The organism is Anaerotignum lactatifermentans DSM 14214, assembly GCF_900142265.1.
In the GTDB taxonomy this organism is placed as follows: Bacteria; Bacillota; Clostridia; order Lachnospirales; family Anaerotignaceae; genus Anaerotignum; species Anaerotignum lactatifermentans.
Window position 1 is genome coordinate 19087 of record NZ_FRAH01000003.1, and the last position, 22675, is coordinate 41761.

Genomic DNA, 22675 nt, shown 5'->3' on the forward strand with positions numbered 1-22675 from the left:
GGCATTTGAAGCGGCAAGATTTGAAGCGGCAAGAAAACAGGGCTGTGCTTGCGTGGCGTGGAGCCGCAAGCGCAGGTCTGGTTTCATCAGCAGACAGGGCGTATATGAAAGCCCCCGTCCCTCGTCCTACGCTCCGACTTGTGGACAAAGTGTCCCGAAGTTGTGGCCACACTCCCGGAAAAGTAGCAGGACAGCGGGCAACCGTCAAGGCTGAAATGAACGGGGTTACACCCGGCCTTGACCGCCGCCCGCCGCCCCGCTGGATGGGTGGACAAGGCGGCCAATCCCTCAAAGTGCTTGGCCGCGCTCTTTCTGATTTTGAGGTATTCAGTTTTTCAAAATTGAATAATCAAAATAAATTTTTTCGATTGAAAAAATTTTATTTGTTATCATCTTCAATGCCATATTTTTTCTTTTGCCGAATCACATAATTACTGATTTTTTCATCATATAGTGGATACTGGTAATCCAACTGGCATGCCACTTCTGACGAAACCTCCCGGAACAATGCCATACATTGTTCAAAGGATTCCCACATATGGGGATAGGAATCCATATTATAAGTAGACATAAGTCGTTCCCACAATTCCTCTGGGACATATTGCTTCATAAATTTATAGTTTTTTCCCAAACTGAAATGAAATCCCTGTTTGATACCAATCAGCCAGGAAATCATGCGAAGCAATTCTTTTCGTACTATATCATTCATATGGTCAATAGCAAAAAGAATTTCTTTGCGGCATAAGCCCTTTACTACATATGTTGTAGTATTCCAAAATTCATTACAGCAATCGTCAAACATTCTTTGAGTAGGCTTCTGCAAGTGGTAGTCTATATCCGTTGGTATTGGCGGCTTTACGATACGGTTGTCTTTATCCAACAGTAACTTTACCAGTTTATCCCATGTAAAATACTCGTCTATCAGTTCCAGCGGCAGCAAAGTTAAATCTATCTTAACATCATCAGTAAACAGCATTAAATATGAAAATCCCTTTTCTACAGCTGGAAATAATTCCATATCTTCCGGCTTTTGCAGAATCAACCTTTCACCAAATATATCTAGCCATTTATCATCACTTGTGAAGCTGTCCATATCCGTAACAAAAAAAGTAATATCAAAATCCTGAAAATCATCAGGCGGAATATTTGTATTTGTTCTAGATCCTTCCAAAGTAACCATGCGAATGCGTTTGTCTGTTTTTGCAAAATTCAAAACAATATCATAAACTTCCTTTTCTGATCTCATTTTTATCTCCTCCAATTATTGAAATAGGTGTGAAGCCATTTTAGGGCTTTCCCGCCTTGATTACCCTTTAGCAAAGACGGGCGGGACTGTCAACGGCGGCGCATGAAATGCGCCGTTCATCTTGACCGTTGACTGGCTCGGCTGGCTTTGCTATTTTCTCGATGAAAAACAATTTATTCGTATTTATTTCCATCATTGTCATAGTAAGCCACATGAATGGAATACTCTTTTTCTGGGTTTTTAATTGAGATAATATCCATATCATCTGTGTTGTATCTCAATGTATCTTGCACTTGTCCATTTATTGTATAAGTGATTTCAGCATACTCTGTTTTAGCACCATTAAACCAAATTAAATCATACCATTCTCCGTTTATTGCAACGCCACCGACAATAATCTCATCACTATTTCGGTTTGTTGATGTACTAAATTTGTAGTCTCCATTTCCTGTTGGTTCAAAGATAGCAAGTGTAGATTTATTATCTGTACTGTATGCTCCACTCACGATATAACCGCCAAGTTCCAGTTCTTTTGCGATAGTCCATTCATTCCCTTTTGAAATTGCGGTGTTCAATATGCTTTCTCTGCTGGTAATGGTATCTCCTTTGGGAGTTAAACTAAAGAAATATAAAAAAGCGGCAGCAACGCAAATAACAGTCGCTGAAATTATCAGTAACCACTTTTTCATAACCAATACCTCCATATAATCTGATTTATTATTCTCTTACTTGCGTCCCCGCTGCGGCTTTGGATTTTTCAGCAAATCCGATTTCTGTGCAATCTTTTTCAACCACTTCTTTTCTTCCTCTGACAGTTTCCCATAGTTCAGCTTGAGCCGCTTACAGATAAATGCCATAGCCGCCTGCTCCGGGTCGCTGTCCTCTCTGGTGGTTTCCTCTGCGGTCTGCAAAAAATCTTCCAGAGGATTGTCCTCCGGGACGCTGAAAAAATCGTCCTTGTGGGCTTCCCGCAGGTCGAAGGCTATCTTGTTTATGTCCTGCTGTATCACATAGCGACAAAAGCTGTCATCGTCAATATGGGCGGCGATAAGCTGTCGCAGCTGTGGGTCAGTCAAGCCGGGATTGTGTTGTTTCATAATCGTTGCACTCACAGCGTCCACAATGGCGTTTGCGCTCTGCACCTGCTTTCCCGCTACGCCGTTCACATAGATTTCAAGGTCGGCCATGAGCCGGGGAAAATCCGGGTGGGTCGCCAGTTCACACAAGAGGGAATTGTCCACCCGCCCGCTTTTCAATAGTTCAATCATATCGTCGCTCAAACGCAGGTCTGCAAGATCGGCGTTTGGGTGATTTTTTGTTTGGGAACGGCCCAGCAGATAATCAACAGTCACTTCGTAAAACTTTGCTAACTCAATAAGGGCATAGTGGCTGATGTCCTTATACTCGTCCGCTTCATAGCTGCCAAGCGCAGATTTGGAGAGGTGCGTCTGTTCCGCAAGCTGTTCCAGCGTCAAGCCACGCTCCACACGCAGGTCTTTTAGTCGTTCTTGAATAGTTAGGGCCATACTCTCCCCCCCTCTGTCCTCTGTTCTAAAATATCATCCAATCTTACCACGACTTTTTGATTTCTCTTAATAAAGCAACCGTAATATCTTTGGCAATACTTGATGCTTTTGCACAGTTTCCGTCAAAATTATCAACTCCGCTGTGTTTTTCAGTATCGGTCACACACCGAATGGCGATAAACGGTATGTCATTTGCATAGCAGACATGAGCGATACTGGCAGTTTCCATGTCAACCGTCAAGGGAGCAAATTCATCGTTTATTTTTTGCCGGCTCTCATCGGTTATAAACGATTCTCCCGTTACCATACGGCCCCAAACTACCTTTCCAGAAGTTGAAAGCTTGTCAACAGCAGACTTTGACATATCTATCAGCTTTGGGTCTGCCACAAAAAACACAGAATTCATCCACGGATGAAATTCCGTTAAAATGTCTGGCGCTACATCGTGGTAACAAACTTCTGTGGAGATAACTGTATCGAATATTTCAAGTTCTGGCTCCATACCGCCCGCTGTCCCTGAATTGATAATTATATCCACGCAAAATACATCTATCAAAAGCTGAGCGGCTATGGCGGCATTTACTTTGCACACGCCGGAAAACAGGGCGACAACTTCTACACTATCAATCTGTCCAGCATGGAATTTCAGCATAGCTTTTTCCGTTATCTTACAGTTGCTTATCAAGGGCAAAAATGGGGCGAGTTCTTCGTCACCCGCACATAAAATTCCGATTTTCATAGATTATTGTCCTCCTATGGCTTGAAAGCCAATTTTTATGTTTATTTTACCATAATTCCGAGAGCACGGAAATAGCCTGTTTTTTAAGCCGATTTCCTACCTTTCGGATATACGGGACGGGCGGTCATTTAGGTGTAGACTTAGGGTAGTTCATCGATGGACAGCACCTTGAAAACAGAATGACCGTCCAAAAAGGAATACCCCGGCTGGGGAAGCACTGCAAGGAGCCAGCTTCTGGACACTTTGTCCAGAGGTCACTTCGGGACAAGTTGTCCCGAAGTTGCGGGGAGCGTGCCTCGTCGCCGCAAGCTGCGTATCATTCGCTTCCGCCAGAGGGCGAAAGCTCACTCGCTCCGCTGCGGCTCCTCTCCCCACAAAGTCTGACGACTTTGCGGGGGCCCCTGTTGGGAACACGCCGCAGGCATGGGGCAAGAAACCTTTTCGGGGAGAACGGCAACGGAAAGCAAAATGGAGGGAACGCATGAGAGATAACCCCTATAAAGACTTGCCGCCGCTGGAACGCAGGCCGGACGGTTCCCTTTACCGCATGACACCGGCGCAAAGGAAACAGGCGGCCAGCCTGATACGCCAGGAGTGCTGTTGCTGTGAGGACGGCAACTGCATTGTCCTTGATGATGGGGACACCTGCACCTGCCCGCAGACAGTTTCTTTCTCGGTCTGCTGTAAGTGGTTCCGCTGGGCGGTCTTGCCGCTGGACGGGACGCTGGAAGCGGAGATTTTCCGGGATAAGGACTTGAAACGCTGTGTGGTCTGCGGCGGTGTGTTCGTCCCCAAATCCAACCGGGCAAAATACTGCCCCGGCTGTGCCGCCAGAGTTCACAGGCGGCAGAAAACAGAAAGTGAACGGAAAAGGAGGTCTGCTGTGGACAGTTAGGAGCGAAAAAAGCCTTGATTTATTAGGCTCCGCAAGCCCCAAACCGGGGCAGGTGGTATAAAGTATCGCCCGCCCCGGAAAACGGGCTTCTAACCGTCCACAAAACACGATATGACAAACACGATTTACATTCATCAGCCGGAAAAGGCGTTCAGCTTCACCCGGCTCCCGAATTTTCTCTTTGAAGCCCCCACATTCAAGCCCCTGTCTAACGAGGCAAAGGTTCTGTACACCTTTATCCTGCGCCGGACAGAGTTATCCCGCAAGAATGGGTGGGCGGATGACTGCGGACGGATTTTCCTGTATTACCCTATCTGCGAAGTGGTTGACCTGCTCCACTGTGGGCGGCAGAAAGCGGTGAACACCCTGCGGGAACTGCAATACGCCGGACTGGTGGAGATCCAGAAGCAGGGCTGTGGAAAACCCAACCGCATTTTTCCAAAATCCTATGAAGCGGTTCCAAACACCGACTTCAAGAAATCCCGTTCTGGTACGCCGGAGGACTGAAAACCGTACCCTTGAAGTACGGAAACCGCCCCCCTAAAGTACGAAAACCGGACGGTATATAGAAATACAAAGATTAAAATGATTTATTTATATCCATTCCATTCCTATCGTATCAGAGATAATTCTGGCAGGATTTTCCCTGTGGAAAACCCAGGATAGGAAAGGAATGGGGAAAGGAGCAGAATGGCACAACACGCAATTTTGCGGTTTGAGAAGCACAAGGGCAACCCGGCAAGGCCGCTGGAAGCCCATCACGAAAGGCAGAAAGAACAATACGCCAGTAACCCCGACATTGACACAAGCCGGAGCAAATACAACTTCCATATCGTCAAGCCGGAGGGACGCTATTACCACTTCATTCAGAGCCGTATCGAGCAGGTCGGATGCCGGACAAGGAAAGACAGTACACGGTTTGTCGATACGCTGATAACCGCCAGCCCGGAGTTTTTTAAGGGGAAATCCCCAAAGGAGATACAGGCGTTCTTCCAAAGGGCGGCAGACTTCCTCATTGGCCGGGTAGGACGGGAAAATATCGTGTCGGCGGTGGTACACATGGACGAGAAAACGCCCCACCTGCATTTGACCTTTGTTCCGCTGACAAAGGACAACCGCCTGTGCGCTAAAGAGATTATCGGCAACCGGGCAAACCTGACGAAGTGGCAGGACGATTTTCACGCCTATATGGTGGTGAAATATCCCGACTTGGAGCGTGGGGAGAGTGCCAGCAAGACAGGCCGGAAGCATATCCCCACCCGGCTTTTCAAACAGGCGGTTTCCCTCTCCAAACAGGCCAGAGCCATTGAAGCCGCCCTTGACGGCATTAACCCGCTGAACGCCGGAAAGAAAAAAGAGGAAGCCCTCTCCATGCTGAAAAAGTGGTTCCCGCAGATGGAGAACTTCTCCGGGCAGTTGAAAAAGTACAAGGTCACAATCAATGACCTGCTGGAAGAAAACAAAAAGCTGGAAGCAAGGGCAAAGGCCAGTGAGCAAGGCAAGATGAAAGACCGCATGGAACGGGCAACGCTGGAAAGCGAATTACACAATCTCCGCAATTTCGTTGACCGTATCCCGCCGGAAGTGCTGGCGCAGGTGAAACGGCAGCAGCGGCACACAGTAAAGGAAAGGTGATAGATATAAGCAGAAATTTTCGCCGCCCCTGTGCGGCATTGTACCTTGAAAACTGAATATGGAGGACACTGGATGGCAAAAAGCGAAAGCGATATTTTTACGCCCCGGACAGGGCAGGTCATACAAACAGAGAACGGCACGCAGTATTTTGTATGTGGGAACAACCGTATAAAAATCTCCGAACACTTCGCCGCAGGCGGGAAGCCCCTCGGTGATCTGATTGTAGATGTGGTGCGGCATACCGCAGAAAAAGCCGCTTCAACCTGATAGCCCATCATTGATAACACGCCCACGCTTATGATATAATTGCCATAGAGCAAAAGTATTGTAAGCGTGGGTTGTTTCTTTAAGAAGGAGGATTTTTAACGGTGAAACAACCTTACAATACTACGATTTACAACACGGCGCTTTATATGAGATTAAGCCGGGACGATGAAAACTATGGTGACAGCGTAAGCATTGAAACACAGCGGACAATCCTGCAACAGTACGCAAAGGAACAGGGACTTCATGTAGTCGGTGAGTATGTGGACGATGGCTGGTCGGGGACGAACTTTGAACGCCCGGATTTTCAGCGCATGATGGACGATGTGGAAGCCGGAAAAGTAAACTGCATTGTCACGAAAGACCTTTCCCGTTTCGGGCGGGAACATGTGATGATGGACTACTATCTGGAATTTCTGTTCCCGGAAAAACGGGTGCGCTACATCGCCGTTGCGGAGAATGAGGACACAGAGAAAGGGCTTTCCGATTTTGTCCCGTTCAAAAACCTGTTTAAGAACATAAGCTGTTTGGGAAGGGTGTTCTGCTGAATCACTCTTTTTCGACAAAACGATGCGGTTCAATCGCAAACCGTTTTCATAGAATGTTGTCAGGTGTATGCCCGGACTGCGGATGCAGCCGGGTCTTTTCTTTTTCCCATTATACCACACCAACAAAGCGGTAAAAGATTTTAATGTCCTGACGGCGCTGACCGTCTATAACGGAGCGTTCTCCGATCTCGATGTGGTCAATCAGTTCCTCAACGATTTCCCGGTCAAGCTCCTGCACATTCAGGTAGCGGCGGACGATGCCTGCCCACTGTCGGATATTTTCAACCTCCTGCCGGGCTTTTCGTTCCTCTGCCAGAAGAACCTCCAGACGCTCTGCCTTTTGGATGCGTTCCTGTTCACTTTTTTGAATCAGGACAGCAAAGGTGTCGTTGTTGATTATGCCGCTGACCTTATCTTCATAAAGTTTAGCGGTCATGTGTTCCAGCTCTCCGATACGCCGCCGCAACCGGCTGATTTCCAGTTTGGAATCCTCCTGTCTGGCTGCGCTTTCGGAAAGTATCTGCTGTTTCAGCTTGTCCAGCACGGCATTTTCATCCTGTGCTACCGCCCGGCTGTGCGCCCTGATTTCATTCAGCACCAGCGTTTTCAGCGAGATTTCATAAATCCGATGCCAGGAACAGGCGCTGCGTCCGGTGGTGGCAAAGTGGGAGCAGATATAGGAAACATATCGCTTGGATGTCCCATTTTTTCTGCGCTGGGTCTCGCGGGTGGCTGCCAGAGGATGCCCACAATCGGCACAGACCAGTTTGCCGGTGAACAGGGCGGGCAGAGGGGCGGCATGATTTGCCACCTGCTGTTTGACTGCCCGGTTCTTTTCCTGAACCGCCTCCCACAGTTCCCGGTCAACGATTGCTTCGTGGGCATCCTCGTGGCAAATCCATTCCGTTTCCGGCTTCTGTATCATGGTTTTGTCCTTGTAGGAATGGGAGCCGGTGCGGTTCTGTGTGACTATGCCGAGATAAACAGTATCGTTCAGGATGTTTTTTACCGTGGCATAGGTCCAAAGTTTGGAGTATTTGCAGCTGCCCTTTTTTCCGTAGTGCAGTTCCCAATGCCAGCGGGGAGAAAGGATGCTTTTCTCGTTCAGTGCCGCCGCAATCTTGCCGTAGGCCATGCCGGAGCAGCGCATCCGGTAGATTTCCCGCACCACAGCGGCGGCTTCTTCATCCACCACCAGCCGGTGTTTGTCCTCATCGCTCTTGCGGTATCCGTAAGGAGCGTAGGCGGTCAAGTATTGGCCGCTTTTCTTTTTGGCGTACAGCACCGATTTGATTTTTCCCGACAGGTCTTTCAGATGGTAGTCGTTCATCAAACTGCGGAAGTGCAGCATATCGGTGTTGTCGCCCTCGCTGTCCAGACAGTCCAGCACAGATACAAACCGGCAGCCCAGGGACGGGAAAATCACATCCGTATAGCGGCCCACCTTCACAAAGTCACGCCCCAGGCGGGACAGGTCTTTAACCAGAATCAGGTTAATCAGGCCGTGGCGGGCGTCCTCCAGCATTTCCAAAAATCCGGGCCGCTGAAAATTCCCGCCGCTGTACCCATCGTCCCGATAGGTCTTGACCTCGATCCAGCCGTTGAGCATGACAAATTTGGAGAGAATTTCGTACTGATTTTCTATGCTGGCCGATTCATCGCCGGGGATATAGTTCTTTGCCTTTGCGGAATTGGAGGCATCGTCCACGCTCAGGCGGCAGTAGATGCCGACCTTATATTGCTTCTTCAAGTGGCTGCCTCCTTTCCTCCTGTGACAGCGCCGCGTCCACATTGCCCACATAGCGGTAGTAAACACGGAGGTCACAAATCCGCTGTCCGCCCAGTTTTCGAGTTTCTCCAACCTCAATGCGGTCCACCAGTTCAAAGAGGATGGATTCGTCCAGCTCCGTAATCTCTGTGTACCGGCGGATAACGGTCAGCCAGCGATTTGCGTCCGTGCGGTTCTCCAGGTAGCTTTTGACCTTGCGCTCCAGTTCCGGGATGGCTTCGGACTTTTCCGCCCGTTCCGCTTCGTATTTGTGCATTAAGGTCTGAAAAACGGTCTGCGGAATGGTTCCGGCACATTTATCCTCGTAGAGATTCTGCATCAGCCGTTCCAGTTCGGAAAGCCGCGCCGTATATGTTTTCAGCTCCTGCTCGCAGGAGGAAAGGCGGCTTTTGGCTTCCTTATCCTTCAGGCGGATAATCTGCTGCACCAGTTGTTCTGGGTCATATTCCGCAAAACGGGCCTTTTCCCGAATGTCCTCCAACACCAGCTGGGTCAGCACATTTTCATAGATGGTGTGAATTGTGCAGGCTCCCTTTCCGCTGCGGGAGTAGTTCCCGCAAATAAAGGAGCTGTACCGCCCCGGTGTCCCGTCCTTATAGGTGAATCGCTCCACCTGATTCCGCATTTTGAAACCGCAGTCCGCACAGTACACAAGGCCGGTGAAGATACTCTTATAGCCATCAGCGGAAGAAGATTTCCGTACCTTCTTTTTGTCAATGCTGACCACGGTATCCCACAGCTCCTGTGAGATAATCGGTTCATGGGTCCCTTCCACACGAATCCATTCTTCCTCCGGTTTGCCCACGAGTTTGCGTGACTTATACGACAGCGTTCCGGTCTTTCCCTGGACCATGTTGCCGATATAAACCTCGCTGCGGACGATGTTTTTCACCGTCTGGTCTGCCCATTTGTGGTTGACCCGGCGCGGATCGCTCTGTCCCTTGCGCTGGTAGTACAATACACCGGGGGACGGGATGCCTTCCTCGTTCAGCATAACGGCGATGGCGTGAAACCCTGTTCCGGCTGCCCGCATCTCAAAGATACGGCGCACAATCGGGGCGGTGTCCTCATCAATCACCAGGTGGTGCTTATCCGCCGGGTCCCGCTTGTAGCCGTAGGCAGGGTAGGTTCCCATGAATTTGCCGCTTTCAGCACAGGCTTTTTTGACCGCCTTGACCTTCTTGCTTGTGTCGCGGCTATAAAATTCGTTAAATAAATTCAAAAAGCACATGACATCGGTGCTGCCATTGGCGCTTTCCGTGTCAATGCCGTTGTTCAGAGCGATAAACCGACAGCCCAGGGACGGAAACAGGTAGTCTGTGTACTGTCCAAATTCGATGTAGTTACGGCCAAAACGGGACAGGTCTTTGACCAGGATCACATTGATCCGCTTGGCCTTGGCGTCCTCAATCAAACGCTTGACCCCAGGACGGTCAAAATTCGTACCTGAATAGCCATCGTCGATATAGGTATCAATTTCATTCCAGCCCCGCTGCCGTACATAGTTCTGAAGCAGCAGCTTCTGGTTCTCAATACTGACGGATTCGCCGTCGCGTTCATCGTCGTTACTTAAACGGCAGTAGATGCCGACGTTGTATGTTTTTGTAGTCATCTTTATTTTCCCTCCCGACAATTCAGATTCCATACCTCGTGCGGCGTGATGGCTCCACAGGGAATCTCCCTGTATGAACATCGTAGCGGAGAATCCATCGCCGCGCAAGGATGCGGCAAGGCCGGGAGGATAGTGTAACTATGTAGCCGTGTGTGCGGAGCAGCCGACAGATGTGGAAACCTCCGACATGGCGCGCCGGACAGCCAGCTGCTCCAAAGTCTTTCCCAGCTCCTTTTCGCCCGAAAAAAAGCTGGTCACACGGTAAATGGTTTTCCCAATTTTCACCTCTTTGTAGGAGGTTGTAGGGGGATTCTTCTGATCCATACTGACGCACCTCCAGTCAAAAACTGCTTCTTCATAAGATATGAGGAAACATTTTGTCTCAATTCATATAAAAAAGCAGCCGTACCGATAAAGTTGAGGGGATATGCTAACCAGTCAATCGGTACGGCTGCTGTATGATAGTTTGGTTATTGCTCGCCACATTTGCCACGCACCCCTGACGATGGGGACACTTCTGGTCTCCGCTGGCGCGGCTGTCATAACTCCGCAGCGTCGTTTTACTCGTGCGCCGCAGGGTTCCTCCCAAGTCTTTAGGAGGCCGTGAGGAAGTATCTTTAAGCCCCCATGCAGTCACCGCGCCCTGAAGTGCCACCTTCAGGTTCCAAGCTTACGTTGATCGCTCAGGACAGCCGATTCATCACCTCCTTGGCTTGTCCTTCTTGGCGGCGCGCCTGATTCGCTCATACATGGGTTATGTACCAGAAATGCCGTCTATTCAGTTGTCAATGTGCCAATGAAGGGGAAGAATTGTCCTTCTAATTACGCTGACAAAAAAGCCGCAAAACGGGCGCGTGTAAGAAGGACTTATCAAAAAAGTTTAGCAAGGTGTTTCAACCCCCGGCGAATGCTATCTCGGACACGGCTGACATCCACTCCCTCAGCCTTAGCAATTTCAGTTGGCGTCATGCCCAGGTAGAACCGGGCATAGATCCGCTTGGCCTGCTTGTCCGGCAGCGCCATCACCGCAGCGTAGAGCTGTTCCCGCCGTTGTTTGTCCTCCAAGATTTCCTCCGGGGTCAGTGGGCGATTTATTACGGTATTTTCAATGCCATTGTCATGGTCCAGAGAATAGTATGCCTTATAGCGATACATCTGGCGCTCATAGGCAGCGTCAGCTCGTTTGTCTGCCAAAAACACAGCGTGTACTTCATCGGTCACTTCCAAAAAAACGTCTGTTTTATATAGATCGGGATACAGATCCCGAAGATTGATTTTCTGCATTATGTACCTCCATTTCGGTTCACAGGTCCAGTTGACGAGCGAGCCGAAATGAGGTGGAGAACGGCAATGGTAAGGTCCAGGCCGCTTTTCTAAAAAAGCGCAAACAAAAGCGCCAGTCTCCCGCAAAAGGAAATTGGCGCAGCAAAATACACTATGATAATGCCGAAAATACTGCCATGATAATGCCGGTGGAGGGGCATGATGTATCCAGGCAAAACTCAGGCTTTTTTTGACAAGATGGGTCTTGTCGTTTTGTGTTGAAACACTTTATAGTGCATGGCGGCATCCTCCTATTGCCGCCGTGTAAGATTGCAAGGTGTAGGGTCGTCGTTACCCTTTGGGCAAAAAGAAGCGGCGGCTCAAATTAGAGCCGCCACAAAGTAAAATAGGCGTATGAATACAACTGCTATGCAACGGCTTTTTTTCTTTACCGCCGCATGGCAGTTGATCCAAATACTATTATTTTTTTATTCTAAAACTGAATTGTTGCAGAATTGTCCTAACGCCCACTTCTTTCGACAGAAAAACAGCCCGAATTGCTTCACTTTTGTAGCAATTCAAAATTTATTGCATTTCAGACCGCAAAATAACCCGTTTGAGCAGGAACATGGTTGCGCCAAAATAGTCAGGTATATGGCACAGAACATTCAAAAAAGCCGATAACCACAAGGAAATCGGACCTTGTGAGTTATCGGCTCTGCGGCTGTGCGTCTGGCGCTTTGATAACAGTTATATGAAATTGTTCAATATCAATCAGACACTCGCTTTTGCATTTAGGACAAAAGAGAGGAAAGTTTTTTAGGATGGTATCCTCCCGAATTTTGTCCCGTGTTTTATTTCCACAAATGGGACAGCGGATGAACTCGGTTTTCTCCATATCGGTCATTTTGCATCCCGATCCTTATCTTTTTGCTTCTTTTCCTCTCGATACTTACGGATCAGCTTGTTGCGGACGGGAATACCGACACCAATCAGAAGAACTACCGCTAAAATTGTGAAATCCATATTGCTCACCTCACATTTCTTTGTTTTCCATGATCCGAATGGAGAACCAGATCGACACAGCATACATGACAACGACGAGTACAAGCACAAGACCGATCAGCAGCACCGGGGAACTTACAACCGTAGTCACAATGGGATTGTCTGCGGGCATCTTGGGCAGGAAAAACAAGGTCGCCAAAAATCCGGCCACAGGAATATACATGAACACACGGCCTTTAATGGCTCCATATTTGTAATAGCCCGGAATTTGAAATACGGTATAAAGGGCGAACAGGAACAGGCCGCCGATGGCCGCGCTGATCATATCAAATGCTCCAACACGTTCACCCATTGCCCGCAGCACAATCGGCTGTGTGATAAGAGAAACCACCAGAGCTATCGCGCCCAGCGCAAGAACAAAGAGATACCGGCCTGTCACCATTTCGCTTTTCTTGATGGGTAAAATCCCATACAAACGCTCCATGCTGTTTTTCTCCGTTACCGAGAAAGTGTAGCCTGTGGTCATGGCGATAAAGCACATGGCAAAGGAAACGCCGGTCAGGATGGAACGGTTAATGGCTGCAAAAGCGATAGGAAGAAGCATGGTAAACCCGATCACCTTGATATAGGGCTTTACCAGCGAAAAGTCCAATTTTGTTACTTTTAATGTATTACTCATAATCGTCACCTTTCTTGCTCGTGAATACAACGATTTCATCAATGGTCGCCGGTTCAATACTCAAAGAGGAAAAAGCGACCGTATCTTCGGTCTTGACCAGAGCCTCAAAGCCTGTGGGGAATGTGCGGACACCGACCGCTTTTTCCTTCAGGTCAGCAGACAGTTCTTCTGTTCCTCCTTTGACAATGCGGAACAGATCGACAAATTCATCCTTGCTGCCGCTGAAAAACAATTCTCCATAGCTGATATAAGTGATATAGTCAGCAGCGCGTTCCAGATCGCCGGTGATATGGGTAGAGAACAGTACACTGTGTTCTCCATCCTCAATATACTCCGAGAGAATTTGCAGCAGTTCATCTCTGGAAACCGGATCGAGGCCGCTGGTGGGTTCGTCCAGGATCAGCAGCTTTGCGTCGTAAGAGAACGCACAGGCCAGCATCAACTTCATCTGCATACCCTTTGAGAGTTCTTTCACTTTCTTGGTGGGAGCGATGTGGAACTTCCGCAGCATCTCGGCAAACCGTTCCGACTTCCAGTTGGGATAGAAAACGGAGATGGATTTCTCTACCTGCGTTACCTGCCAATCATCGCTGAAATAGTTGGTATCAAATACAACACCGAGTTCCGCTTTTGCTTTCTGCTCGTCAGCGATATTATCCAGCCCCATGATCTTGATTTCGCCGCCGTTGCGCCCCAGCATATTCAGAATGAGTTTGATGGTGGTTGTCTTGCCGGAGCCGTTTGGCCCGATCAGCCCCATAATATATCCCTTCGGCAAGGTGAAGCTGATATTGTGAAGCTGGAAACTGTCAAAGGATTTCGAGAGGTTTTTCACCTCTAAATAGTTAGTCATCTGTATTCGCCTCCAATAAAATATCTAAAAGACGGTGCAGTTCTTCGCTGGGAAGATTTGCGATTCTTGCCGCCTTGATTGCGTCGGTCAACCCATTTTCCACTTTGCAGATAAGCTGCTCTCTCATCAGTTCAGAGCCACGGTCCATGACAAAGCAGCCGCGTCCCTGAACATTTTTGACAAATCCCTCTTGCTCTAATTCTGTATAGGCCCTTGTAACGGTTAGGACGCTGATTTTCAAATCTTTTGCCAGCGTTCTGAGGGAAGGTAAGGCTTCGTCCTCTTTCAGTTCTCCAGATAGGATTGCCGCCTTGACCTGCTGCTTAATTTGCTCATAGATGGGTACGCCTGATACATTTGAAATAATTAGTTTCAATCCATCTCACCTTCTTGCTGTTTTAACTGTTATGTTATTATATATAACACTATAACACGAGATGAGTAAAAAGACAATATAGTTTAAGAAAATTTACAAATAGCAAAAACTGGTCGGAATAATTTTGCCATTTCGATTAGCCATTCTCTCAATCATTCTGCGGCAATTCAAAACAATCCATTTTATCTATTTTTAAGGAGTGTTTTCCTTTCCCATTTTCTATTTATAAAATAGAGTAAGCCTACAATAGCTGGTAAGATCGGAGAAAGTGCCTGGCCGTAATAAATTCCTATAAATCCCATATTGAGTGAAAAGGCCAAGAACCAGCTCATAATCAAACGCACAATAACTGCGTCCAGTAAAGCGTTAATCATAGCGACATTTGCCGCACCGACACCAATAGCAAAGGAATCCAAAGTATACATAATGGCATAAATCAAACTGTTTATACTGCAACAGACACGCAGATAGTAAACTCCATCGTTTACTGCTTCCGGGTTGGTACTACCAAAAAGCAAAATCAATGGTTCGGCAAAAAGCTGTACGCTTATTACGACAACGAATGTTACGGCAACATTCATCACCAAACTAATTTTCACTACCTTTCGGGCACGGTCGATTTGTCCAGCCCCCATACACTGGCCTACCATTGCCGTTACTGCCTGTCCAATAGCCCAACAGGGCATACCAGCAAAGGTATTGATTTGTAAACCTACATTTGATCCAGCGGACACTGCAGTTCCAAATTGATTAAGCATTCCCGTAACAAGCAGATAGGCGGTGTTGACTACGACCATCTGGATCGCTGTAGGTAGGCCGACTTTTACTATGGCGATTAGCTTATCCCATTGAAGCGTAAACTTTCTGTGATCCTCCATAGATAAAAATATCCTGTGTCGCTTCAAATAGAATAGGGAAATCACAAAGGAAATTCCCTGTGCGGTAATCGTTGCGTAAGCTGCTCCTGCTGTTCCTATTCCTAACGGACCTACCAAAACAATGTCTAAAATGATATTGATAATGGTAGCAACTCCTACAAAGTAGAGGGGGGATTTGGAATCCCCCAACCCTTTCAGTACAGAGCAGACAGCATTATATCCAAAGACAAATACCGTTCCACAGCAAAAGATTTTCATATAGTTGCAGGCTTCTGGATATGCGTCTGCTGGAACGTTTACCATTTTGAATAGTGGCTGGTAGGTTGCCAAACTCACAACCGTCACAAGCAAAGAGGATACCAGAGAGAGTAGAGCCAACATTTGAAAGGATTCTGCCTGCCCTCTTTTATCGTCTGCCCCTTTATACTGAGCAATTAACACTGCTCCCCCCATCGTCATACCAATACAAATTGAATTGATGATATAACACAGTTTAGAGGCATTGCCAATGGCCGCAAGACCTGTATCACCTACAATTTGGCCGACCACAAGCATATCTACTACATTGTAAAACGATTGCAGTAGATTTGCTGAAAGTAATGGGAAAGCGAAAGAGGCCAGTTTTTTCGGCACACTCCCGGTCAACAAACTATGTTCTTCAGTCATATCTATTCCTCCAAAAAGAAAAAGGGACACACTACATCGTGCGCCCTTTGCATAGTCACTTATATAAGCATAACAAAAGGCCACAAACAAAACATCGTCTGTGGCCTAAACAATCAATTATCTATTGTTGATCTGATAAAAAGGGTATAAAAACCAAAGGCAGTCCACTCTGCCTTGACCTTTTCATTTTATAGATCAACTTTCCGAAAAGGCTCCGCACAATGTTTTGTGGTATAAACTTGTGTGGAGCCGAAGTCAATACAAAATTTTCCGAACAACATCGTACTCACCTCTCGTTACATAACGAATCATTTTTAGTATAGCTAAATCACTGTTAATTGTCAATCAAACTGTGGAAAAATTGAATATGCCAAAATAGCAAAAAGAATGGCCGGAACAGAAATTTTCTGTCCCGACCAATTTTCTTCTTGAAAGTCAGTGTTTATTCCGCCCTCAGATTTTCAATCAGACTTGTTTTTTCGATTGAACGACAGATGCAATAGCTGACAAGAATCTGTAACCCAATCAGTACAGCAGCAAACAAGAGAACAGGTAATGGATCAATGGCGAAGATAACGAATTTCAGAGCCATCACCTTATTTGCCAAATAGCACAGAAGTCCACCAATCGTAATACCAAAAGCCGCTGCCAATAGTGCCGACTTGATGCTGACACTCATACCCTCCCGGTAGAGCATTTTTCGCAGCTGCCGGTTTGTCATCCCGACAGCTTGTAGCAAAGCAAACTCCCGCTTGCGGATGATGGCGCTGTTAATCAGCATATTTATCATATTGAGCAATCCAAATATCACGACAAAGGCAGATACAGCATACAGGCTACTCATTGTCACATTGATAAACCCTGCAATCATAGAATATTCTTCCGAATATACTTTGAGCCGCAGATTTGGATTTCCGCTGATAAGAGATGCCAGTCTGTCCTTTACAGGCTCCGTATAGTTTTTATCACAAAAGATAGAGATGTGTGTTGTATTATTATACGGGGAAATCTGCTCGATTGCTTCTTGAGTGCAATAGAATAATCCCGTCGAAGGAAAATAGGCAATACCTGCAACAGTAAACGTTTCTTCTATGATCTGTCCACCGACTTCAAAACGGAATGTCAAAGAATCTCCAACTTGCAAATCGCCATAGTTGAGTTCACTTCGATCTGTGCGGTATTTATTGATTACAATTTCATTCGTACCTAAATCATCATAGCTAACAGTTCCACTTGCGATTTCGCTGACATTGGCAATCAGTTCTGGTGACAAGCTATTCAGCAGTTCCAAGTTATCTTCGGGCGAGGTATAATTTACAGCCGATTCAACCAAACGGCCTATAACACACTCGTCGAGAACGATTTTCTGGACACCAGGAATATCTGTGATTTGTCCCATCAGTTCACCGGATAATGGATTGTTCTGAATAATTGTCGGGAAGCGTTCGTAGAAATTGTCCATTTGGATGCCAATTTGAAAATCTTCATCCATAGGATAGCTTTGCCGTATCATTGCCGGAAGATTGATAGAGGACACAAGAATGGCTAATGCGATCATCAATGTTCCACTGATACTTAGCGAAATAATTGACATTCGATTTTTCTTCCGATTTGTGTGCAGATTGCTTTTTGCTAAAGAATCAGGGGTGATTTGCTTTAGTGCCTTGTGAGAACCAGCGGTTTCCCCATCCCTGAATTTCATAGCTTCAATGGGTGAAGCATTTGCCAAAAGTTTTGCGGGTTTCCTCAGTGCAAATTTAATAACGACATAAATCAGCAGGATCGCAAATAAAGTAATGAGAGCATCATACAGAAGCCATTGTACTCCAGAGATTAAGACAATGAGCAAAATAGAAATCAATGCTCCAAGCGGTATAAATCTCACTGCCAACATATTGCCTTGCGTATTTAAGAATCGGCGCAGTTGCTTTTGTGTTGTGCCCAATGAGATCAGTTGGGCATACATTGGCATGGAATTTACGATGGAAATATAAAAAATGCTGTATATCACAAAGCTGCTGGCAAACATCAGGAATATGGTGAAAAAGATGACAGCAGCGATCACAGTTCCATCAAAGTAAACTCCATCAATGTAACTCTCATTTATAATAACATCAAAGCTGGGGATGCCCGCAGACTCGCCTTTGCTTTTCAAAAAGTCTTTTTGGGTATCGGAACCTGTACTGGAATAATCCGAATTGAGTAAAACAAGTACATCAACCGTGGCAGCGGTTTCTGTGCTGAAATCCGAAGTTATTTGACTGTATTGTTGGGCATATTTCATTCGGAAACTGTTTGATGTTACAACATAAAACTGCTCTCCACGTTCTTGTTCCTTGTTTTGAATCGTACCACATACAGTAAATTCTTCTTCTCTTTCTTCATTGGTCAAGCTGTCAACATAAGCAAACCGGAAAGTATCTCCTACCGACAAAGCACGATTCTTTAAGTAGGTTTCGGACACAAGCACCTCATTTTCACTGTCCGGGATTACGCCATCTACAAGCCGGAACCCCATAAAGGCCAGCGTCTGCTCGTCCATATATGCCAGATCGGTACGGCCATCACGGTCAACCTGATTTCCAAAAGATTTGTAGATGCCTACGGCTTCAAAATCTTTATCCGATTGAAGTGTGGTTTTGGTATCTTCGTTTACTGCCCGATACATAGCATGGTATGGAGCCTGATTCGCTTGATCCAACGCATCATTCACCAAAACCGAAAAAATAGTTGCCATCAGGCAGGTAGCCAGAATAATAATGATTGCAGTTAAAAATGTTTTTAATTTGTGTGTTTTCAGATCAGCTTTCGCAAGACCATGTATTATTCTGCGCGTATCATTTTCAAATGGTAATGTCATATCCGCCACCTCCTTACGCCTTGATTTTTCCGTCCTCAATGCGCACAATACGGTCGGCAAGCTGGGCAATCTCGTTGTTATGGGTAATCATCACAAGCGTCTGGTTAAACTCCCGGCTGGTGCGCTGGAGCAAGCCCAGCACATCGGCGCTGGTCTTACTGTCCAGGTTGCCAGTGGGTTCATCGGCCAGGACAATAGCCGGTTTGGATACCAGGGCGCGGGCAATCGCCACACGCTGCTGCTGGCCGCCGGAAAGGTTGTTGGGCATATTCTGGAGTTTGTCCTGAAGGCCCAGCATCTTTACGACTTCATCCATGAATTTCTGATCCACGGTGTCGCCATCCAGTTCCACGGGCAGGACGATGTTCTCATACACATTCAGGATCGGCACCAGATTGTAGTTCTGGAACACAAAGCCGATGTTGCGGCGGCGGAAGATGGTAAGCTGCTCATCGTTCATCTTCGCCAGTTCTTTATCCCGAACCACCACACTGCCGGAAGTGGGGGTGTCCAGGCCGCCCATCATGTGCAGCAGGGTGGATTTGCCGGAGCCGGAGGTGCCGACCACCGCCACAAACTCGCCTTCCTCCACGGAGAAGGTCACGCCGTCCAGGGCGCGGGTAATGTTCGGCTCAGTGCCGTAATATTTTTTCAGATCAGTTGTCTGCAAGATACTCATAAGAATACCGCCTTTCTATATTTTCAATATGAATGTAGTCTAAAACTGAATTGTTGCAGAAATGTCCTAAACGCCCTTTGGTTTTGGACTGAATTGCTTCAATTTTGAGATATTTCCATTTTGGGTAATTACACAGTTTCGTCCTTTAGGACTTCAACCACAATGTCTTTCCGAATCTGTCGGGACGCAAAGGCATAAATCCCACTGATAAGCAGAAGGGTGAGGACAATAAATGCCAGCAGCCCCCACAGGGAGAAAACTCCCAAAAACTCACCAAAAGTGACATCCTGCATCCACAACACAGCGCCAATGATAAAGAGCAGAACCGGCAGGCCGAACAAAATTGGCTTAGACGCAAGCAAAAACCCCTCAATGGACAGCAGACGGTGAAGCCCTTTCTTATCCAGGCCCACAGAGCGCAGCATGGCAAAGTCTTTCCGCCTTTGGTACAAGCTGTTCAGAATCGCTGATGTTGCAGAGGAAATTCCGACGATTCCAAAGAGTGCGGTCAGGCTATACACGACAAGCATGGTAGCGTTCGTCAGCTGATCGCGGGTGATTGCCCGTTCTGTTTTGCTTGAAGTATAAAAGTCATCGGAACTTAAATAGGCGCTGCATATTTGATCCGCGTCCTTTTGGATTTGGGCATCTAATCCATCTTCTATCGCAAGGTTCATGTAAGTGCGGTAGTTGTAGACTGCCCGATCTTCCGAATAATTCCCAATAATGCGGTAATACTCATCCATAGGAACGAGGATGGGGAGCGTATAGAACGCCGTGTGCAATCCAATGTCAGGCAATTCTTGGATCGTCGTACCCACATTCAGGTCAAATGTGTAATTGCCTTGAATGGAGTCTAAAAACTTCTCTGTGATATTCAAGGACTGCCCCGTTTCCAAATTGAGATAAGAGGTCATTTCTTTTTTGGCTTCATAACCTCTGGAATCGGGGTTCTTTACAACAGAATTTACTACGATTGCCGTCCCGTTTTCCAACGGCTCCATGCCTGCTTTTGCAAGGCAGGCATCATAGGAATCCTGTTCCAGTCCAATCAGCACGCAGGGGATTCTGTATTGCCCGTCACGATTTACGACATACTCGCCAGCCGCCTTTGTACCAAATCCACCGGAGGTGACAAACTCGCTGGACAGGTCATCATCCGATACCCAAATCGCGCAGTTTGCCATTGTATAAGTGGCTTCATTTGTGACATGGGGAAGTGCTTTTAATTCCTGAATCAGCGCCTGATCCACCTGCTGACCCGGTTCCATTGTGATATTCACATCAAAGTGATTATCCTGCTCCGCTTTGGTATTGTTCACATCAGAAATTGCAAAAACAGCCAGGAAGCTGAACATCAATACCAGACACAGGCAGAGCGTAGCCGTACAAGTACGGAACAGCTTTCGATTCGCAGCAATCGAGTTTGCTGATAGTTTTCCAATAAAACCAAACCATTTTTTCAGCAAAGTATGTTTTTTCGATTTTTTGAGTGTCGTGAGATTCCAGCTTTCTTTCACTGCTTCAATCGGCCGGAACTTCCCCACCTGTTTTGCAGGGCCTGAAGCTGCCAGCAAAACCGTCAGGAACGATAACACCATCGAACCGAGCGCAACCCACGGCGAAAAGGACACAGTAATCGGATGCTCCATTGCATCGCCTACCAGCGCAGAATAACCAGAAAGCACACCATAAGAAAACAAGTATCCCAGCCCCACAGAGAGCAAAATTGGAAGAAAAGCTAATTGCCGGGCTTCATAAAAAACCATCCGTTGAACCTGTTTTGAAGTCATACCAATCGACTTTAATATCCCAAGTTCTTTCATTTTCCGCTTGGCAGAAATAGAAAAGGCACCACGGATAATATAAGAGAACACCGTCATGGAGGCCAATGCGACCAGGACAACAGCAAGAAACAGCTTTGGCAAATCGCTGTTCCAAAAATGTCCCGGCTCATAGATTCCATACAGCCCCAACAGAGCCGTGTGATAGCGATAAGGATAGTCGCCGTATTCGTCTGCTTTCATTTCAATCGTCTGTGCAATTTGAGGAATGGTATCAAAGATCGCAGAGGGATTTTTGACCTGAAGGTATGCTACAAGGTCGGTATCCCCAGGCAGCACAGAGGGATCAAGCCAGCCGTATGCCGGATAGCCGTTATATGCAGAAGAAACCGTCATATCAATTTCGCCAACAATAGTGTATTGAGCTTCTGCTACTTTCTCAAATGTTTCCCCGCTTTGTGTGGGTGACAGAAAATCGACTGGTTCCGAACTGACTTTTCGTTCTCCCAAAACCACGGAAACGGTGTCCCCAATCTGATAGGATGGATTTTGTTCAAAAAAACTCTTGCCTACCACGATTTCACCGGGCGCCTGCGGCACACGCCCGTGAATCATCAGGTTTTTTTCGTGCATGGAATCCCAATATTGGGCATCACAGTTTTGAACCAGTAAAAACGGCAATTCTGTTCCATCAGGCAACTGCGCGGTTTGATTATTTCCTTTCGCCATGATTTTCTGAACATTGTCGTTCCCTTGGATTTCCGCCAGTTGTCCTGCCTGAATGTCCAAAAGCTGTGCATCCCAATCACCAGCTTGATAGATTTCCTGCTGGATGCTTTGATTCCAATAACTTTGAACAAAGGTAAACAAGGCACATAGAAAGGTGGACGCAATGAGAATCGCCACCATAATAGAAATAGAAGTGCGTTTGTTCGCCTTGATGTCCTGTTTTGCCAGCTTCTTTACTACTCGGCTGGTATCGTTTTCAAAAGGTAACGTCATACCCACCAACTCCTTTCCATCGTAGTCTAAAACGGAATTGTTGCAGAAATGTCCTAAACGCCCTCTAATTTAGCGGCGAATTGCTTCAATTTTAGGACAATTCATGTTTGGCCGTATTTTTTGTAAAGCCAAACGGAAAGCAAGCCGGTAATTGCCAGTTGAATCACCAAAAAGAACAGCACAAGCCAGATGCTCTCATAATAGAATAGCTGTGTCTGAAAGACAGCAGCATCAATCAATGCCACTATTCCAGCTGCCCATCGGATATGCTGGACAAAGAAGAACTTGAAAACACCCAGAACAATTATAGGCGGCAGGCAGAGCAGAATCGCATTGAAAATCAATGTTCTTGTGATAGCCATGTGACTTTCTCCTC

The 22675-nt window shown here is 46.9% G+C and carries 23 protein-coding genes and 1 pseudogene; 6 read left to right on the forward strand and 18 right to left on the reverse strand.

All coding sequences use genetic code 11. The features are described 5' to 3' along the window. Positions 1-5 precede the first annotated feature (5 nt). Positions 6-431 (forward strand): hypothetical protein, encoded by a 426-nt coding sequence (locus BUB35_RS00120; RefSeq protein WP_032548332.1) that lies wholly within the window; start codon positions 6-8, stop codon positions 429-431. Here the strand turns inward: BUB35_RS00120 and BUB35_RS00125 are convergent. From BUB35_RS00125 to mtnN, 4 genes are all read right to left on the reverse strand, one after another. Further along, the gene (locus tag BUB35_RS00125; protein WP_001255868.1) at positions 380-1246 is read right to left on the reverse strand and encodes an aminoglycoside 6-adenylyltransferase AadE; all 867 of its coding nucleotides are present in this window, start codon (positions 1244-1246) and stop codon (positions 380-382) included. The two genes, BUB35_RS00120 and BUB35_RS00125, sit on opposite strands and share 52 nt — an antisense overlap. Positions 1247-1419: 173 nt before the next feature. Further along, the gene (locus BUB35_RS00130) at positions 1420-1935 is read right to left on the reverse strand and encodes a hypothetical protein (RefSeq protein WP_015573183.1); all 516 of its coding nucleotides are present in this window, start codon (positions 1933-1935) and stop codon (positions 1420-1422) included. A gap of 36 nt (positions 1936-1971) precedes the next feature. Beyond that, positions 1972-2772, reverse strand: a complete 801-nt coding sequence (locus tag BUB35_RS00135) for a helix-turn-helix domain-containing protein (protein WP_008395979.1) — start codon at positions 2770-2772, stop codon at positions 1972-1974. Between the two features lie 43 nt (positions 2773-2815). Then, positions 2816-3511 (reverse strand): 5'-methylthioadenosine/S-adenosylhomocysteine nucleosidase, encoded by a 696-nt coding sequence (mtnN, locus tag BUB35_RS00140; protein ID WP_008395978.1) that lies wholly within the window; start codon positions 3509-3511, stop codon positions 2816-2818. 481 nt (positions 3512-3992) lie between these two features. Between mtnN and BUB35_RS00150 the strand changes: the two genes are divergently transcribed. The 5 genes and pseudogenes from BUB35_RS00150 to BUB35_RS00170 all read left to right on the forward strand — a co-directional run. After that, a complete protein-coding gene (locus BUB35_RS00150) occupies positions 3993-4406 on the forward strand; it encodes a cysteine-rich VLP domain-containing protein (RefSeq protein WP_044930679.1) in 414 nt (137 codons plus the stop codon). A gap of 111 nt (positions 4407-4517) precedes the next feature. After that, complete coding sequence (locus BUB35_RS00155; protein WP_008395976.1) at positions 4518-4913, forward strand: replication initiator protein A; 396 nt, start codon at positions 4518-4520, stop codon at positions 4911-4913. 183 nt (positions 4914-5096) lie between these two features. Then, on the forward strand, positions 5097-6041 hold the full coding sequence (gene mobV, locus BUB35_RS00160; protein ID WP_072847962.1) for a MobV family relaxase: 945 nt from the start codon (positions 5097-5099) through the stop codon (positions 6039-6041). 72 nt (positions 6042-6113) lie between these two features. Next, positions 6114-6308, forward strand: a complete 195-nt coding sequence (locus BUB35_RS00165; protein ID WP_015536347.1) for a hypothetical protein — start codon at positions 6114-6116, stop codon at positions 6306-6308. A 146-nt stretch (positions 6309-6454) separates the two neighbouring features. Further along, a pseudogene (locus tag BUB35_RS00170) lies at positions 6455-6817 on the forward strand (recombinase family protein); the annotation flags it as partial. Positions 6818-6962: 145 nt separating this feature from the next. Here BUB35_RS00170 and BUB35_RS00175 read toward each other — a convergent pair. The 14 genes from BUB35_RS00175 to BUB35_RS00240 form a co-directional block, all read right to left on the reverse strand. Beyond that, complete coding sequence (locus tag BUB35_RS00175; protein WP_016147284.1) at positions 6963-8603, reverse strand: recombinase family protein; 1641 nt, start codon at positions 8601-8603, stop codon at positions 6963-6965. Then, positions 8587-10254, reverse strand: coding sequence for a recombinase family protein (locus tag BUB35_RS00180; protein WP_016147283.1), 1668 nt, complete (start codon positions 10252-10254; stop codon positions 8587-8589). The genes BUB35_RS00175 and BUB35_RS00180 overlap by 17 nt, the downstream gene beginning before the upstream one ends. Positions 10255-10392: 138 nt before the next feature. Beyond that, positions 10393-10578, reverse strand: a complete 186-nt coding sequence (locus BUB35_RS00185) for a hypothetical protein (RefSeq protein ID WP_016147282.1) — start codon at positions 10576-10578, stop codon at positions 10393-10395. Between the two features lie 546 nt (positions 10579-11124). Then, positions 11125-11538 (reverse strand): sigma-70 family RNA polymerase sigma factor, encoded by a 414-nt coding sequence (locus tag BUB35_RS00195; RefSeq protein ID WP_016147281.1) that lies wholly within the window; start codon positions 11536-11538, stop codon positions 11125-11127. Positions 11539-12226: 688 nt separating this feature from the next. Further along, a complete protein-coding gene (locus BUB35_RS00200) occupies positions 12227-12415 on the reverse strand; it encodes a cysteine-rich KTR domain-containing protein (RefSeq protein ID WP_040332740.1) in 189 nt (62 codons plus the stop codon). A gap of 5 nt (positions 12416-12420) precedes the next feature. Continuing rightward, positions 12421-12543, reverse strand: coding sequence for a hypothetical protein (locus BUB35_RS19755; protein WP_016147279.1), 123 nt, complete (start codon positions 12541-12543; stop codon positions 12421-12423). A gap of 10 nt (positions 12544-12553) precedes the next feature. Then, positions 12554-13201, reverse strand: a complete 648-nt coding sequence (locus BUB35_RS00205) for an ABC-2 transporter permease (protein ID WP_072847963.1) — start codon at positions 13199-13201, stop codon at positions 12554-12556. After that, a complete protein-coding gene (locus BUB35_RS00210; protein ID WP_016147277.1) occupies positions 13194-14054 on the reverse strand; it encodes an ABC transporter ATP-binding protein in 861 nt (286 codons plus the stop codon). The genes BUB35_RS00205 and BUB35_RS00210 overlap by 8 nt, the downstream gene beginning before the upstream one ends. Continuing rightward, a complete protein-coding gene (locus BUB35_RS00215) occupies positions 14047-14430 on the reverse strand; it encodes a GntR family transcriptional regulator (RefSeq protein ID WP_016147276.1) in 384 nt (127 codons plus the stop codon). The genes BUB35_RS00210 and BUB35_RS00215 overlap by 8 nt, the downstream gene beginning before the upstream one ends. A 182-nt stretch (positions 14431-14612) precedes the next feature. After that, a complete protein-coding gene (locus BUB35_RS00220) occupies positions 14613-15974 on the reverse strand; it encodes an MATE family efflux transporter (RefSeq protein ID WP_016147275.1) in 1362 nt (453 codons plus the stop codon). 442 nt (positions 15975-16416) lie between these two features. Then, on the reverse strand, positions 16417-18834 hold the full coding sequence (locus BUB35_RS00225) for an ABC transporter permease (protein WP_016147274.1): 2418 nt from the start codon (positions 18832-18834) through the stop codon (positions 16417-16419). 13 nt (positions 18835-18847) lie between these two features. Then, the gene (locus BUB35_RS00230; protein ID WP_016147273.1) at positions 18848-19513 is read right to left on the reverse strand and encodes an ABC transporter ATP-binding protein; all 666 of its coding nucleotides are present in this window, start codon (positions 19511-19513) and stop codon (positions 18848-18850) included. 128 nt (positions 19514-19641) lie between these two features. After that, positions 19642-22299, reverse strand: a complete 2658-nt coding sequence (locus BUB35_RS00235) for an ABC transporter permease (protein WP_072847964.1) — start codon at positions 22297-22299, stop codon at positions 19642-19644. A 101-nt stretch (positions 22300-22400) separates the two neighbouring features. Continuing rightward, positions 22401-22661, reverse strand: a complete 261-nt coding sequence (locus tag BUB35_RS00240; protein WP_016147271.1) for a hypothetical protein — start codon at positions 22659-22661, stop codon at positions 22401-22403. Between the last annotated feature and the right edge of the window lie 14 nt (positions 22662-22675).

Excerpts from the sequence above, each read along its gene's own strand:
- BUB35_RS00125 (WP_001255868.1), bottom strand. The coding sequence starts at position 1,246 with ATGAGATCAGAAAAGGAAGTTTATGATATTGTTTTGAATTTTGCAAAA.
- BUB35_RS00130 (WP_015573183.1), bottom strand. The coding sequence starts at position 1,935 with ATGAAAAAGTGGTTACTGATAATTTCAGCGACTGTTATTTGCGTTGCT.
- BUB35_RS00135 (WP_008395979.1), bottom strand. The coding sequence starts at position 2,772 with ATGGCCCTAACTATTCAAGAACGACTAAAAGACCTGCGTGTGGAGCGT.
- mtnN (WP_008395978.1), bottom strand. The coding sequence starts at position 3,511 with ATGAAAATCGGAATTTTATGTGCGGGTGACGAAGAACTCGCCCCATTT.
- BUB35_RS00150 (WP_044930679.1), top strand. The coding sequence starts at position 3,993 with ATGAGAGATAACCCCTATAAAGACTTGCCGCCGCTGGAACGCAGGCCG.
- BUB35_RS00155 (WP_008395976.1), top strand. The coding sequence starts at position 4,518 with ATGACAAACACGATTTACATTCATCAGCCGGAAAAGGCGTTCAGCTTC.
- mobV (WP_072847962.1), top strand. The coding sequence starts at position 5,097 with ATGGCACAACACGCAATTTTGCGGTTTGAGAAGCACAAGGGCAACCCG.
- BUB35_RS00165 (WP_015536347.1), top strand. The coding sequence starts at position 6,114 with ATGGCAAAAAGCGAAAGCGATATTTTTACGCCCCGGACAGGGCAGGTC.
- BUB35_RS00180 (WP_016147283.1), bottom strand. The coding sequence starts at position 10,254 with ATGACTACAAAAACATACAACGTCGGCATCTACTGCCGTTTAAGTAAC.
- BUB35_RS00185 (WP_016147282.1), bottom strand. The coding sequence starts at position 10,578 with ATGGATCAGAAGAATCCCCCTACAACCTCCTACAAAGAGGTGAAAATT.
- BUB35_RS00195 (WP_016147281.1), bottom strand. The coding sequence starts at position 11,538 with ATGCAGAAAATCAATCTTCGGGATCTGTATCCCGATCTATATAAAACA.
- BUB35_RS00200 (WP_040332740.1), bottom strand. The coding sequence starts at position 12,415 with ATGGAGAAAACCGAGTTCATCCGCTGTCCCATTTGTGGAAATAAAACA.
- BUB35_RS19755 (WP_016147279.1), bottom strand. The coding sequence starts at position 12,543 with ATGGATTTCACAATTTTAGCGGTAGTTCTTCTGATTGGTGTCGGTATT.
- BUB35_RS00205 (WP_072847963.1), bottom strand. The coding sequence starts at position 13,201 with ATGAGTAATACATTAAAAGTAACAAAATTGGACTTTTCGCTGGTAAAG.
- BUB35_RS00210 (WP_016147277.1), bottom strand. The coding sequence starts at position 14,054 with ATGACTAACTATTTAGAGGTGAAAAACCTCTCGAAATCCTTTGACAGT.
- BUB35_RS00220 (WP_016147275.1), bottom strand. The coding sequence starts at position 15,974 with ATGACTGAAGAACATAGTTTGTTGACCGGGAGTGTGCCGAAAAAACTG.
- BUB35_RS00225 (WP_016147274.1), bottom strand. The coding sequence starts at position 18,834 with ATGACATTACCATTTGAAAATGATACGCGCAGAATAATACATGGTCTT.
- BUB35_RS00230 (WP_016147273.1), bottom strand. The coding sequence starts at position 19,513 with ATGAGTATCTTGCAGACAACTGATCTGAAAAAATATTACGGCACTGAG.
- BUB35_RS00235 (WP_072847964.1), bottom strand. The coding sequence starts at position 22,299 with ATGACGTTACCTTTTGAAAACGATACCAGCCGAGTAGTAAAGAAGCTG.
- BUB35_RS00240 (WP_016147271.1), bottom strand. The coding sequence starts at position 22,661 with ATGGCTATCACAAGAACATTGATTTTCAATGCGATTCTGCTCTGCCTG.